The following is a 13,465-nucleotide window of genomic DNA, read 5'->3' as shown; positions in this document are numbered from 1 at the left end:
CCGTCCAGCCTTGGGTCAGGACCCATTGATTTCCGAGAGGTGGCGTGATTCACGGTTCGAAAACGAGCCGTGAACATGTCTGATCTGCCTTAGCTGAGCGACGTCCAGATGGCGTGTCTTGCGCATTTCTTTCCGAAGTCGCACGGCAAGCCTCGCGTTGATGGTCGAGGAATGTTAAGCGGTATTATCTGCATCACTCGCAATGGCTTAACATGGCGCGACGAACCCCTTACCTATGACCGCACAAGATGCCCTACAACCGTTGGAAACGGTGGAGCGACAAGGGGGTCTTCGTCCAGATGATGGCTGGTTTGGCCGTCGGCTACGGCGAAGAAAAGACTGTGATGATAGACAAATCTTACTTGAGCGCACACCGCACAGCCACCAGTTCGGGCGTCAAAAAAGGACGCCTGATTGGCCGAACCAACGGCGGCATGAACACCAAGCTGCACGCCATCTGCGACAGTCATGGACGTCCCCTCAACCGGTTCGTTACGGCACGACAAATCAGCGACTACATCGGTGCGCGAGCGTTGTTGGGCAGCCTGACGAATGTCGACAGGCTGCTCGGAGACCGAGGGTATGACGTCGATTGACCCCGGGAGCGGTAAAAGACAAAGGGATATCGGACCCGTCGATCCGCACCGGAGCGTTGGAGATCGTACAGGGACTGATCAATTGGATCTAGGTCTAACATGAGTGGGTTGGCGTACAGATTGATGTGAAAGGCGCCCTTACGGCGATGATTGGTCTGGCTCGGAACGAGCAAAGCCGCCCTTGGGCGGCTTGTTCTGTAGAAGTGACTGCGGGAGTAGGATTTGAGCCTCTGACCTTCAGGTTATGAGCTTGATGAGGTGAAGACGTTAAGCGATTGATCCGGGGGATCAATTGCAGTCTGAACAGGCTGCATGGGATTTTCTGACGCTGGTTGCGGGAGCAGGATTTGGCCTTTGCCGAACAGCTGAAATATTGAAAGTGCCCCGTCAAACCAGTTGCCAAAGTTGGCAAAAGCAATCTGATCAGAAAAACCTTGCGTAAAGTGGAAGTTCAAATGGCTCAGGACTTGTTGTTGCCCGTCGGCTAGCACGATTCATGTCAGTAATTACCAGCCGTGGCGATGCTTGAGTTTTGTTTGATCGAAGGGAAAATGGCTCGCTCGAACCCCAATACCCGAGATTCCATTGCAAGCGTCACGTTGATGATCAACGTGTTTGGAGCGGTATTATCTGCTTCAATCACAATGGGTTTAGGTTAAGGGGCGCACCTACGAAATATGAGGCACACATGACACTGTGAAACCGTTGGAAGCGATGACACGACTAGAGCCTCTTTGCCGATATGATTTGCTACCAAATGCGAGTTACGGACAGTGATGAACGACACAAAGGGGCTTATTTTAGTGTTGTTATAAGCTTTTTTTGGCTGGGTCTGTACCCGCTGGCAATTGTCATAATCTCATGGCACCGATAGATACGCTTTATCCAACAAAAAGATGTTAGTGGTGCTACGTCCTACATCGCGAAATCTTGGGGTTTCTTAGCGCTGAAGGTCTGGGAAAACCCACTTCACAACTGGCGTTCAATTGGCAGCCAACCGGAAATCTTGGCGATCAGTTTGCGCCAAAACCCAGCTGATGGCTCTTTCGATATCGGCGCGTTCGTTTCAATATTCGCATATACCCATTGGAGCTTTCCTGAGTCGTTGAGCGTTACCGAATAAGAGTATAGTGGTAATGCCGCATCCAATTGCGCTTTGATCTGCTTCGCCAGACTAGAGCTACGCACCAACATTGCGATTTCCGAGTTCTGTCGGATGGACCTAGGGTCGACATTTGCAGAACCCACAAAAACATAAGCGTCATCAATCAGGGCGATTTTGGTGTGTAGGGTCAAAGGCGTTTCGACGCCTTCCTTCGAAGGCGGTACGCTGGCGCGTACCTCAAAAAAGTTAACTCCGGCGCGCAACAGTCGCTTACGATAGCGCGCATAATGACCATGAGTGTACGGATGATTGGTCGAGGCAAGAGAGTTAGTCACGACCGACACGTCAATTCCTTTTCTGACCAGTTGCTCAAAATACGCCGCACCGTAGTCTTCTGGAATAAAGTACGGCGTAACAACAATTACGCTTTTTTTAGCGCGTCCGAGACTATTATAAAATGCGTTTCCTACAGCAAATGGTCCGGTGCCAGCAGGAGTGCGAAGCTTCTCAATGTCATCCACCACGATATTTGCGCGGCCATAGTAAACAGGAACTTGACCACTCTCGAGCCATCTTATGTAATCAGATGCCAGGGCTCGGTCGTAAATCGCGACTTCCTCGTCAAGAGCGCGCTTCCGAAACTGTTCATACGCCTCGCTCAAAGGAACAATGTCGCCATCGTCTATGGCGTCAAAAGGCAGGGACCAAGCATCATTCCAATACGCATCAAAGGTGTTTGACAAGACATGAACAGGCTTTCCGGCCACAAAGAGATCGAAGTCGGCAAAGTCGTAATTTGTTCCAATACTAAAGTATTCATCAACAATGTTTCTGCCGCCTAAAATTGCATAGCTGCCATCTGTGATCGTGACTTTGTTGTGCATGCGGCGATTCACTCGGGTAAAATCCAACAGGAAATTGACAGCCACAGTGCTATTTCGGGATAGCGGGTTGAACACGCGAATTTCCACGTTCGGGTGGGCATTCAGTGTCGCGATCTGATCATCACGTGCCGTCGTGAAAACGTCGTCGAACAACAGCCTGATTTTCACGCCTCGCTCCGCTGCGGAATACAGGGCGAGCCACATCAGCGAACCGGCCAAGTCCGGTTTGATCAGAAACGTCTGTATGTCAATTGAACTTTCCGCCGTTTCGATCATTCTCAGTCGCGCCCCGAGCGCGTCATTGCCGTCGAACAAGGGCAACATTGCCAATAGTTGGCCATCGTGGCCTGTAAGGTCAGACACTACACGTCCGGCACGAGTCCCATCGGCGGGGATAGCCCGTGAGCTTTCCTTAGGAGAGTCAAATGGCACGTGGGTGCAGCCGTTAATGAACAGAAGAAAACCACATACCAAAATGAGCTTTTCAATGGTCCTCATTGGCGCTCCGGTTCGGCAAAAGCTGATCCCGTCGCCCGTCCAATATGAATATGCCATTCTTCGAACGCAACTGAACTCTAAGTCCAGCACCCTAGGTTCTTTAAGCTAATCAACTGATTAAGGATAAGCTAAGAAATCGGCTTGTCAATCGCCACACCGGCAGTGTGCCGGGCAATAAGCCTGGGTTCCGTGATCTTTACAGGCATCCTATTCTGAACAGTTTTTTGCTTTCAGGTTGGCATGCCACGCTGTTACCTGGTCTATGAAGTCGCTCTGATCGCCTTTGCTTTTCAGATCCAAGTATTTGCTAAAGCTTCGAAATTCCTCGACTGCGTATAGGATTTACACTATTTTTCTAATATCAGATTTTCGCATACACTATCGGACGTCTTCGATTGTTATATTTGCTCATGTTTGCCAGAGTGAAGCGCTCCCTTCGGATAGTTTTGTCCATATCTCTGCTGTTTGGCATTCTTGCCGCATGCGAGCGCGACCGACCAAAACCAACAAGTGAATTGACCCCTCAAGCACTGCTTGCAGCCGCCGAAAATCGTAAAGGAATTGATCCCACCAAATACAAAGGCGACATCGAACTCCTTCTATCTAGCAAGGTGCCCATAGGCGAGGAATCGTTTGATATTGTGTTTTTCGCAGGTTTGAGCCCGGCGACAGAAACCCGTTTGCGGGCGAACGTCGTGGCGGACTTGAGGGCGATCCAAGCACGATTCCCAGAGCTAGCATCGGGGGTCTATGATGATAGTTGCTCACGAAAAGTATCAGTTAATATTTTAGAAACAGAGGCGATTGAAGATCACGTCGAATTGCGTGGAACTTTGTTTGTACGATTCTTTTCCTGCGATCAGAACTCCCCGGGCCAAGAGCGGGGCAATCCTTGGTTGACACAAGAAATTGATGCAAAGGCAAAAGTGGAAGCCTTCGTCGAAGACCAATGTGTAAGGTTTTCCGTGGTTGAGCTTGAACTCGACCCGCGTGGGTTTACTGGGGTTGTCGCAAGATTATTCGGTGTCATTGAGACTGCGCGCGCCGAAATCATCAAACAGGCAGAGATCTATTTTGACGGCAACCCAATCTGCCTAACAGTCCCGAAGGAATTGGAGCCGGTATCACCGAAGGCCACACTCGTCAAAGCGCTCGAAATTGGCGAAGGCGGCATCGGCGCCGAAATTCAGGGATTGATCGATACAGACGCGACGACACTTGTCAAACTGCTCAACGTGATGGAATTGAGCGACATTATCGAGGGGCAACAATGAGGCACGTTTGTTTTACGATGTTTCTGATCGGCGGCTTCGGTCTCGCATCCCCTTCAACAGCACAAGTTGCCGAATTCGACATTAAGGACACTCTGGTCGTCGGCACAACGGAAATTGATTACGGTCTCAATGTCATTATGACTGCGGTTTCGCCAACACGAGTTGGCATTGAAGCCGTGCTTGACTTTAGTGATTTGCAAGCTCGTTTACCGGACCTGTTTGCTGACGAACCAATTTCAGACACATGTGGAACCCGTACCGATCTCAGTGAGTTTGTTGTTGAGGCACAAGGTGAAATTATCTCTCTAAGAGGAAAACTGGATACTCAGTTCTTTGAATGCACCAAGACAAACGAAAACGTCTTTGTACGCGGCAAACCGATGGACAGATGGATTTTCGACTTTTCATCTTCAGCTACGGCCCGGTTTAGCGAAAAGTGCGTAACCTACGAAATAGTAGACGCAACCGTTCAACCCCTTGAGCATTTGCGGGACATTGAGGGGTTCGTTGAAGATGTCGAAGCGCTGCGTTCCATCCTGCTGGAAGTCGCTGGACGCTTTTTGAGCGAACGCCCGTTTTGCCCTGCATTTCCTGAAGAATTTGAACCTTTGGACCCAGTATATGAAACCGGCGGACCACGTGAAATAGGAGAGGGTGGACTGGGCGCTTTCCTAAGAGGATCAATCGACACCAGCACCACAACGATCATCGGAATACTACGCGTATTACAAGAGGAAGAAGTAATACCGGGCCCTCCATGAGTTTTTTCAAGCCAAGTAGACGCCTTCAAACTGCCTAAACAAAAATTGAGTAAGTCCGCTCTATCATCCAGTATGTTGCGATTGTTCCAATGCCATAGACGAGGATCAATTGAGCGCTTGTCTCCCATTGTTGTGCAGCGGGTATTTGCAAGAACCCCCATCCTACGACCAATGCTGCAGCAACAAAGATTAACTGACCAAGCTCGACGCCAACGTTGAAGAAAAGAAGCGCAATCGGAATCTCAGATGGCGGCAGTCCGATTTCGGCCAAGGCTCCAGCAAATCCGAGCCCATGCAATAGTCCAAACGCAAATGCCACAACCCAAGGCGCTCTTGCCGCCAAAGAAAAACGGCCGCGGGACTTCCAGACGATCTCGGACGCCAGGAAAACAATCGAAAGAGCAATTGCCGCCTCTACAGGCGCAGACGGTAGCGAAACAAATCCCAGCGTGGCCAAACCCAGTGTTATCGAATGAGCTACTGTAAACGCAGTTATTGTTTTGATCAGCATCCACCAGCCTTCTACAAGAAACAGCAAAGCCAGCACGAACAGCAAGTGATCCAAACCCTCCAAAATGTGTTCAATTCCCAGAACGGTATAGCGCTTAGCCGCGCGTGATGCAGATCCCGAACCAGCCAGCCATTCGTCTAGGTTGACTTCGATAGTCGTCCCCTCTCGTTTAACCAAACGCGTGACAGGTTCCTGACCAAACCAACGAACCGTCAACAGAGCCCCTTCGCGGTTCCACGGAAGCACTAGGCGATCTTCGGATGTCATGGGGGTGGCACAGGTGAAGGTAAATGTGACCGAATAAGATCCCCTTTCACCATTCGGGCTCCCCCCAAACTCACACTGCTCAGGCAAATCAGGTGACAATATCGCAGCTGACAATCTACTAGGTACTTTTGAGACTAGTCTGTATTCGCCGGGAGCCGTTTCAATCAGTTCCGCGCGATCCAAGCCAAGTGTATGCGCATGAGCACCGATCCCTTGTAGCACTATTAGCGTCGCAGCCCACGCAGAGATGAGGAATAACCTAATCAACGTCTTTGGCCTTTTGCAGCGGCGCTATCTCGATCTTGTAGTCGCCTTCTACAGATTCCAGTTCTTTCTCCATCAACTCACGGGATTTGTCCGTCATCCACCGGGTGGCAACCCAATCTTGAGCCTGCTCAAATTCAGGCAACTGAGCGGGGTTTTCCTTGAGAACCCTGAGGAAGTGAATCGTCCCAGTCTGGGATGGGAACGGTCCTTGCCAATCGTCGTTCTTGTCAATGGCCGCCAAAACCTCTTTTGCCGTTTCGCCGCCGAAAGCCTGCACAAGGCGTTTCTGGTCCATGTATCTCAGTGTATTTCCAAAGGTGATGTCGACGTCACCGAGGGATGTGGGATCTGCGCCTTCGTTCAACTCTTCCAGAAGGTTAGGTGGAACTTCGCTGATCGAATTAAACATCACATGTTCAAGGTCATAACTGGGAGGGCTCAGAAACTTCTCTTGGTTGCTGTCAAAGTATTCTTTGAGTTCCGCTTCTGTCGGCTCTGCCAAGTCTCCGGCAATGAAAAACCGCATGTTTTGAAGAAGTAATGCACGAATACGGGATCCGTCAGAAAAACCTCGCTTCACTGCCTCACGGACCAGGATCTCTTCCTCAACGAAGTTTCTGACTAGGTCCTGTTTTTCTGCTTCACTTAGCGGGCGCAAAAGCAATTCCGACTCTTGGTCGAAAAGGTATTCCTGCGTCACTGCATCCACCACGATCAGATCTCGATCGTCCTTTGCAAAAAGCGCCTGCGCGATGAACAAAAGTGCTGCGAGGACGAGAAACTGAAACAACGGCTCTCTGACGAGATGAAAGAGAAATGAGTGCGGCGTACCACTGTCGTTACCGGCAGGTCTTCCCGAGGGATGGTCTGAAGTACTGATGGACATTTCTGAACCTATGTTACCGCACCGAAAAAAGACGCCTCAATTCAAGGCGCCTTTTCCGAAAAAAGCAACTCTTTGGAATGCAACGCATCATTCGCCCAGTTCATTACCTTACTTGCTGTTATCCTCGAGCATTGCAGGATGAACATAGTTTGGATCAGTGATACCCTCTTTGCGAGCGGCCATCGCGGCCAGGGTATGTCGCTGCAAACGGCTTATAACGTTGCCTGTGGAGCGACGGCGGTCGTCCAAAAGCGGAGAATACTCAACCCAATCGATCAACAGTATCTCGTTTTGAAGAGCCAGCTTTCGAAGAATCTGCATGAATTGTAGCGTGGTAAAGCCACCTATTTCAGGGTTTGAAACACCCGGCGCCAACGAGCCGTCCAGAACATCCATATCGATTGAGATATACAGCCGGCGTCCTTCGAGTTCTGAGATCAGTTCGTCGACAGTTGCATCAAATCCATTTTTTTCAAACTTCGGCATGAAGTAGTAGTTGGTCTGATTGTTGAACATCCAGTCCATTCTCTCGACGCTCTCGTATGCACCGCGAAGGCCGATGTGGAAAATCTGATCTCCGGTGGTCCACCCTTGCTCGTGCGCGAAACGGAGGGCTGCCCCCCCATGGGTGAACATTCCAAGTCGCCCATCAGGCGGTGCAAGGTCGGTATGGGCGTCAAAATGGACTGTTGTGAAACTCTGCGGACCGTAGTGATCAATCAGCGCCATTAGTGACGCGACCTGGGTGCCATGGTCTCCACCTATTACGAAGGGTATCGCACCGCCATCGAGGATTTCCTTAAACACACCAGCCTGATCTGCAAAGTTCTGCATCATTAAAGATGGGTGGGCGTTGGCGTTTCCATAGTCCACAACGTTCAGGATATCGAAGTACTGGTTGTTGAACCACATATCATGCCCCGACTGGGCAAAATCATAATTGTGGTTTACGCGCATATAATTTGCCGCCCAGCCGTTGCCGTCAGCAGGATTAAACTGGCTTGGCGCCCCAACAATAGCCACGTCGACCTCTCCGGCAATCAGATCTTCAGTTGTCAAAGCGATCGGCAAACCGAAATACGTGGGGAATGCGTGCTTGGTCGGCACGACGTAGTAGCGCTGTAAATCAATTGGACCGGGTTCCCGCGGAGGGTTATCACCTACCATATCCTTGCGCAGATAGTATTTGTTCCAGCCAGGATCGAGGATTTGAACATTTGGATTGCTTGGATCTCTCCACGGCTGCATCGAAGATGGGAACCCATCAACTAAAGGATCAGCGGAAAAATCTGGTGCGGGATTGTCTTGTGCGTATCCCACTCCAGCTAGTGTTGCTGCGAGCAGAGCGGACCATTTGAACAATACTGGTATGCGACGCGCCACTTTCTAATCCTCTCATTTTAAGACCAAATTTAACTTGACTACGGAGAGGATATTTTCTCAGGCTATTGATGACTGTGCAAAAAGTGCAAGTAGCACACATCTTTGCAATCGCCCGGCATGAGTTACGTGATCGGGTATTGGCATTCGACCTGTATACCCATCCCCGAGACTTTGGGTTTGTTGATAGAGGGGTAACTGCTTTGGCATTCGATCGTTTTTCAATTGATCTCGCAGATGAGGATGCACTGGAAAACTTCTATCTTGAGCAAACCAATACAGACACCCGCTTTATGCAATTCACTTCTGGCCCCGCGATCCTGAGCGCCCGTAGCATCGATTTTGGCGACATCAGGCTCCTGCAAGTATCAGGGGAAGGCAAACATCTCTGGACCGACACTATGTTGGCGCGTGAGTGGCGATTTGCGATCATGGTTTCAGCAAATGGCAGCCCTCGGATAGGCCAGTCTGGCATTTCTAACACCACCGCCCATCTACTGAGGCCAGGTGAAACGGCGGAGTTGTTCACAAACGGCAGATACAAAACTCTGGAGATTACGTTCACGGAAGAACTTCCCAAAAAGCTCGGGTGGAATTGCCGTGGTGGTCAAATTACTGATGTGCCTGAAGACGTCGCAAGAAGCCTGGCGTCGATTGCGCAGGAAGGCTTTTCTGCGGCTCTCAATGACGACTCTGGAGATTGGTGTTTTAGCTCTCTCGCGGACACTCGGTCTAAACTCATCGATGCTTTAGAAGTTGCCCTTCAACCTTGGGCGTCGCCCAAACACCATGACAGTGATGTTCTGTCGCGTGGAGCACGGGCTGATTTGCTCCGCGATGCCCGTAGACTACTGCAGGACAAAGACAACAACCTATGTGTCAGTGTTGACGCTTTGGCTGAAGAAATTGGCGTGTCCAAGCGCAGTATTTTTCAAGCTTTCCAAAACGCTTATGGGATTGGACCGAGGAGATTCCGAGAAGTCGTACGTTTGAACGGTCTTCGCGCAAGCTTGTATCGTAGCGAGCCGGACAACTCGTCTGTGACCCACCTGGCGAACGATCATGGCTTTTCAGAATTGGGGCGTATGGCAGGCAAATACCGGTCATTGTTCGGAGAACTTCCAAGCGAAACGCTTAAGCGACCTAGGCAGAGCTGGTTAAACTAGGAGCGCAACGTCTGGCTCGGGCTCTCTCCAAACTGTCGACGATACTTTCCGGCCATGCGCCCAAGATCCCCAAACCCAAGTTCGGTTGCCAGTTCAGTAACTGTATTTTCTTCAGGGCCGGTATTTTTCAACCGGGTTCGCAATTCTGCGAGGCGTCGTATTTCTATGTACCGCCTTGGCGTAATACCTAACGACTGACGTAGCGAATAGAACAACGTGCGCCTCCCAACGCCCAATTCCCTTGAAATGGAGTTTAAGCCTGGCAACCCATCGCCTAACTCTAAAAGAAGGCGATCAAAGTTCTTCAATACCGAATATCGCTTCGTGCATTCATTAAGTTCCGAACTCGAATTGGTACCTTTAGGTAACCAAGGGCACAACGCCCGCTCCAGAGCATCTAAAACCATCCCACGCACTTCTGCCATTAGTTCAGGCCTCAAATATTCATCGTTGGACACAGTGATCTTTTTTGCTTGGCGACAAACAGTCTCGAGTTGTTGCAATCGCGTTCCACGGATGCGTGCCAAAGGTGCTCCTGAAAAAGTCCAGCCAAGACTGTCTGCAATTTCTTTGGATACACCTATTTCCAGTGTTTCAACCGGCCCCAGAAACACATAGTCCATTTCCTGGCCGGGGCGAAACAGCATCGCGTCTTTAGGACCAATTTCGTGACCAAGCGATCTGACGCCGCCTTTTGCGTTCAGCACTATCCCAAAATGCACTCGACCATCGTCAGACATCTGGTCTTGCCACCTGCAATGAGCAATCCCCGAAGCCCAAAGCAGAGTGACGCCGTCTAGATCCACAACCTTGTATTCAAGTTTTGCGGGGCCTGCTGAGAATTGAGTATAGCCAGGCATCATCCCAGTTGCTTGGAACAGAAACTCCGAAATATCTTCGGCTTCATGCAGAAGAATACGCTGTATACCCATGCAGTTAATCTGTACGCGCGGCACTGTGTTCGGCAAGGATTAATTCCGCAAAGATAGATTCCAAATGCACTAATTACGTAGCACCCTTGCTACCTGTCCGCCAAAATCAAACGCAATCCAATGACAGAACCGGACTGCTTTGAATTTGAAAGGAAAGACGATGCATTACTGCAAGTTGTTGTCCACAGCTGTGTTCACCGCGGTACTTGGAGCCATTCCTTTTGAAACTTCAGCGCAAATGCTCAAGGACATTGCTGCAGCTTCGCCAAATGAAAACATCGGTCCGATGCCTCACCAGGTCCCTGACGACCCGACAAAGATGAATATCAAACAGGACAAGTCTACGGACATCTGGCGAGCAGAACGTGAACCATCCGGACGTCCTGCAGGACCAATGGACGTACAACGATACCAGCTGCAGATGGAACCTGTGGGTATCCAAACGTTCTTTAAGCTGCCCGTTGCTCTTACACCCGAAGACTTACAGGCCGGCGAAATCGATGTTGCGATATTCGGCGCACCAACTGGAGCACTTCCGCACTCCGCAGGCAATATGTGGGCGCCCGCCGAGGTGCGGACTACACGCGACTATGGCGGCTACGGTGACCCCAAATTCCCTTTAAGCTGGGTTGAATACGAGACCCTTCTCGCTCCATTCACAATCTTAAATGCGGTTGACTACGGCGATGCCGGACTAAATGCGTACAATCAAGCTGCGACTTTAGAGGAAATACGTCGTATGACACGGGAGATTGCTTCCGTCGGCGCAATTCCCTTCATCGTTGGTGGGGACCACTCGGTTCCCAACGGCACTTTCCGCGGTATCGTTGATGTCTACGGAAAGAACAACGTTGCTTTCGTGCATTTTGATGTCCATCTCGACCGAGACGCTGGCATGGGCAAGTTTGGTGCCTATTACCATTCAGGCAGTTTTATGAATCGCGCTGTTCAGGAAGGTATGGTCGAAGGGCGCCATGTCATTCAGTATGGCATGTCTACACCGGTCTTTGGTCCAGAGGAGTGGGATCAGGTGGCCTCTGAAGGCGGGAAGGTTTATCATATCCACGAGATCAGGAGAGACGGCGTCGAAGAGACTTTTGACAAAATATATAAAGACTTAGAAGACATAGATCTTGTTTACGTGTCCTTCGACATTGACACATTTGACATGAGCTATGCACCCGGAACAGGCTCCTCATCGCCCATCGGTTCGCATCCCGAAGACCTTTTCCCCATGTTGCGCCAATTTGCGGCAACAAAAACCATCGTCGGCGTTGATTTCGTTGAGTTCAACCCCTTCTACGATAACCGCGGCCAACAAACCGCGCGGCTTGTTCGGCGAACCATGTTTCAGTTTCTAACCGGCATTGCGATGAAAAAAGACGGGATCGAACCGGACTATATTCACCCGCGCATCTCCGGAGAACCGTAAGAACAGTCTGGTTCTGGCGATCAGCGGTGCGCATTGCCCGAAAAGGCCTAGGGATCCCTTCAAAAAGAATGGTGGCGCGGCAATGCGCCAGAGCCAAGTGGCGACTGATAGTTAATGCCCGTTTTTTGCAAAACGCCTCATCGCTTTTCTCTTGCTAAATTGAGCTCGCTGCGGAGGGTTTTCTGCGTTTCGTGCATCAGGACCAATGTATGACAAGTTTACCAAAACTCACATCGGCGGTTTCAGACGCCCCTGCTAAAGCCCACCCTAGTGCAATTTCTGAGTTACATCAGAATGTAGTTTTGAGTCCATCGGCTGAATCGGACAAGTTACCTATCGGAACAGATCTTCTAAACTTCGTTGGAACTGGCAACAAAAAAGCACCTGTCTATCCGCAAAAATTCTCAACCTGTATCACAGGACTACGTGCTGCTGAGGGGTGTCGCGCCAGACCTTCAGAAACTGGACATAAAGGCTTGGCTCCTTCAAATATGGAAGAAGCAAGTCAAGCCAGTGGAAGCAACTAGAATGTCGGCTACGGCAATGAGTTTCGAAAGCTCCGCCCTGCGAGTTGGCATGGTGGGCAACCTTGCAATGGGTTTCGCTGGTGTCGTAGCTTCAGTTCTGTCGAACTCACAAGCGCTTCTTGTTGATGGGCTTTTCTCTCTTGTTGGCTTTTTTGCTGCTATTATAGCTGTTCGCGTAGGTAAACAGTCATTTGCGCAACCCGATGATGCAAGACCGCTTGGCTATGCTGCCGATGAAGCAGTTTTTACCACGTTCAGGTCCTTGTCCCTTCTGGGCCTCGTCGCATTCGCTCTCATTAATGCTGTTGCCAAAATTGCGGCATATATCGGTGGTACTGTGCCTGCGCCCGTGAAGTACGAGGTCGTTGGTGTTTACACGGTTGCCATTTGTCTGATCTGCGTCGGGCTTTGGCTAAATCACCTACGCTGTTGGAAAAAAACAGGAAAAAATAGCGACATACTGAAGCTCGAAGCCCGGGCAGCGGCCTTTGACGGTGTTATCACCGGGACTGCTGGCTTGGGCTTCGGGCTTGTTTATCTTTTTCAATCTGGCCCATTGGCGTTCATTGCACCGGTCGGGGACTCAATCATTGTTATCGGTTTGTGCCTCATCGCATCGGGCACATACTGGTCCGACTTCAAAAGCAGTTTGGGTGAACTTGTGGGTGCCTCGGCCGGAGCAGAGATCGTCGAAAATGCGCGTGCAATTGCTGAAGAACACTTCGCCTCAGAAGATATCGCGTTGGTTGACGTTGTTGTTTTGAAAGCGGGCCGCACCTACTCGGTCATTGTGTTTGTGAACCCGCGAGACACGATCTCAGGGAAGCAGGCTGACAATTTATCTGCTTCATTGAACGCGAAACTGAGTACGCAATTCGCACGAACCGAAGTACTGGTTGTGGTTTCTGAGATCGGTCGTCGTGTTTTAGGGGCTGCGTCAGATGAGTAATCTTTTGAGATTCTGCCATTTTGGTACAAC

The 13,465-nt window shown here is 50.4% G+C and carries 10 protein-coding genes and 1 pseudogene; 6 read left to right on the top strand and 5 right to left on the bottom strand.

Going from position 1 to position 13,465, the window contains the following annotated elements:
- Positions 1–108: 108 nt before the first annotated feature.
- Positions 109–593, top strand: a pseudogene (locus ACR0JW_RS16625) (IS5 family transposase); the annotation flags it as partial.
- A gap of 972 nt (positions 594–1,565) precedes the next feature.
- On the opposite strand, the gene ACR0JW_RS16620 reads toward ACR0JW_RS16625, so the two are convergent.
- A complete protein-coding gene (locus ACR0JW_RS16620; RefSeq protein ID WP_480714219.1) occupies positions 1,566–3,083 on the bottom strand; it encodes a phospholipase D family protein in 1,518 nt (505 codons plus the stop codon).
- Between the two features lie 422 nt (positions 3,084–3,505).
- Between ACR0JW_RS16620 and ACR0JW_RS16615 the strand changes: the two genes are divergently transcribed.
- Complete coding sequence (locus ACR0JW_RS16615) at positions 3,506–4,357, top strand: hypothetical protein (RefSeq protein WP_480714218.1); 852 nt, start codon at positions 3,506–3,508, stop codon at positions 4,355–4,357.
- A 17-nt stretch (positions 4,358–4,374) separates the two neighbouring features.
- Positions 4,375–5,118, top strand: coding sequence for a hypothetical protein (locus ACR0JW_RS16610; protein ID WP_170824690.1), 744 nt, complete (start codon positions 4,375–4,377; stop codon positions 5,116–5,118).
- 34 nt (positions 5,119–5,152) lie between these two features.
- Here ACR0JW_RS16610 and ACR0JW_RS16605 read toward each other — a convergent pair whose 3' ends face one another.
- The 3 genes from ACR0JW_RS16605 to ACR0JW_RS16595 form a co-directional block, all read right to left on the bottom strand.
- Positions 5,153–5,845, bottom strand: coding sequence for a HupE/UreJ family protein (locus ACR0JW_RS16605; protein ID WP_480714217.1), 693 nt, complete (start codon positions 5,843–5,845; stop codon positions 5,153–5,155).
- 310 nt (positions 5,846–6,155) lie between these two features.
- Positions 6,156–7,049, bottom strand: a complete 894-nt coding sequence (locus ACR0JW_RS16600; protein ID WP_170682227.1) for a peptidyl-prolyl cis-trans isomerase — start codon at positions 7,047–7,049, stop codon at positions 6,156–6,158.
- A gap of 108 nt (positions 7,050–7,157) precedes the next feature.
- Positions 7,158–8,432: an arginase family protein gene (locus ACR0JW_RS16595; protein ID WP_170682228.1), complete on the bottom strand. Its 1,275-nt coding sequence runs from the start codon at positions 8,430–8,432 to the stop codon at positions 7,158–7,160.
- A gap of 68 nt (positions 8,433–8,500) precedes the next feature.
- Here ACR0JW_RS16595 and ACR0JW_RS16590 point away from each other — a divergent pair, with 68 nt between their 5' ends.
- Positions 8,501–9,595 carry a helix-turn-helix domain-containing protein gene (locus ACR0JW_RS16590; RefSeq protein WP_170682229.1) on the top strand — a complete coding sequence of 365 codons (1,095 nt, stop codon included), beginning with the start codon at positions 8,501–8,503 and terminating at the stop codon, positions 9,593–9,595.
- On the opposite strand, the gene ACR0JW_RS16585 is transcribed toward ACR0JW_RS16590, so the two are convergent.
- The gene (locus ACR0JW_RS16585; RefSeq protein ID WP_480714216.1) at positions 9,592–10,527 is read right to left on the bottom strand and encodes a helix-turn-helix domain-containing protein; all 936 of its coding nucleotides are present in this window, start codon (positions 10,525–10,527) and stop codon (positions 9,592–9,594) included. The genes ACR0JW_RS16590 and ACR0JW_RS16585 overlap by 4 nt on opposite strands.
- Before the next feature lie 178 nt (positions 10,528–10,705).
- On the opposite strand from ACR0JW_RS16585, the gene ACR0JW_RS16580 reads away from it, so the two are divergent.
- Positions 10,706–11,959, top strand: a complete 1,254-nt coding sequence (locus tag ACR0JW_RS16580; RefSeq protein WP_480714215.1) for an arginase family protein — start codon at positions 10,706–10,708, stop codon at positions 11,957–11,959.
- Positions 11,960–12,319: 360 nt separating this feature from the next.
- Positions 12,320–13,435 carry a cation efflux transmembrane domain-containing protein gene (locus tag ACR0JW_RS16575; protein WP_170682232.1) on the top strand — a complete coding sequence of 372 codons (1,116 nt, stop codon included), beginning with the start codon at positions 12,320–12,322 and terminating at the stop codon, positions 13,433–13,435.
- The last annotated feature ends 30 nt before the right edge of the window (positions 13,436–13,465 follow it).

The sequence above is a fragment of the Ruegeria sp. BG6 genome (assembly GCF_056538465.1).
This window is presented reverse-complemented; position numbering and strand designations above follow the sequence as displayed.

What these genes read in the sequence shown, in the direction of transcription:
- ACR0JW_RS16620 (WP_480714219.1), bottom strand. Translation starts at nt 3,083, where the DNA reads ATGAGGACCATTGAAAAGCTCATTTTGGTATGTGGTTTTCTTCTGTTC.
- ACR0JW_RS16590 (WP_170682229.1), top strand. Translation starts at nt 8,501, where the DNA reads ATGACTGTGCAAAAAGTGCAAGTAGCACACATCTTTGCAATCGCCCGG.
- ACR0JW_RS16585 (WP_480714216.1), bottom strand. Translation starts at nt 10,527, where the DNA reads ATGGGTATACAGCGTATTCTTCTGCATGAAGCCGAAGATATTTCGGAG.
- ACR0JW_RS16610 (WP_170824690.1), top strand. Translation starts at nt 4,375, where the DNA reads ATGTTTCTGATCGGCGGCTTCGGTCTCGCATCCCCTTCAACAGCACAA.
- ACR0JW_RS16600 (WP_170682227.1), bottom strand. Translation starts at nt 7,049, where the DNA reads ATGTCCATCAGTACTTCAGACCATCCCTCGGGAAGACCTGCCGGTAAC.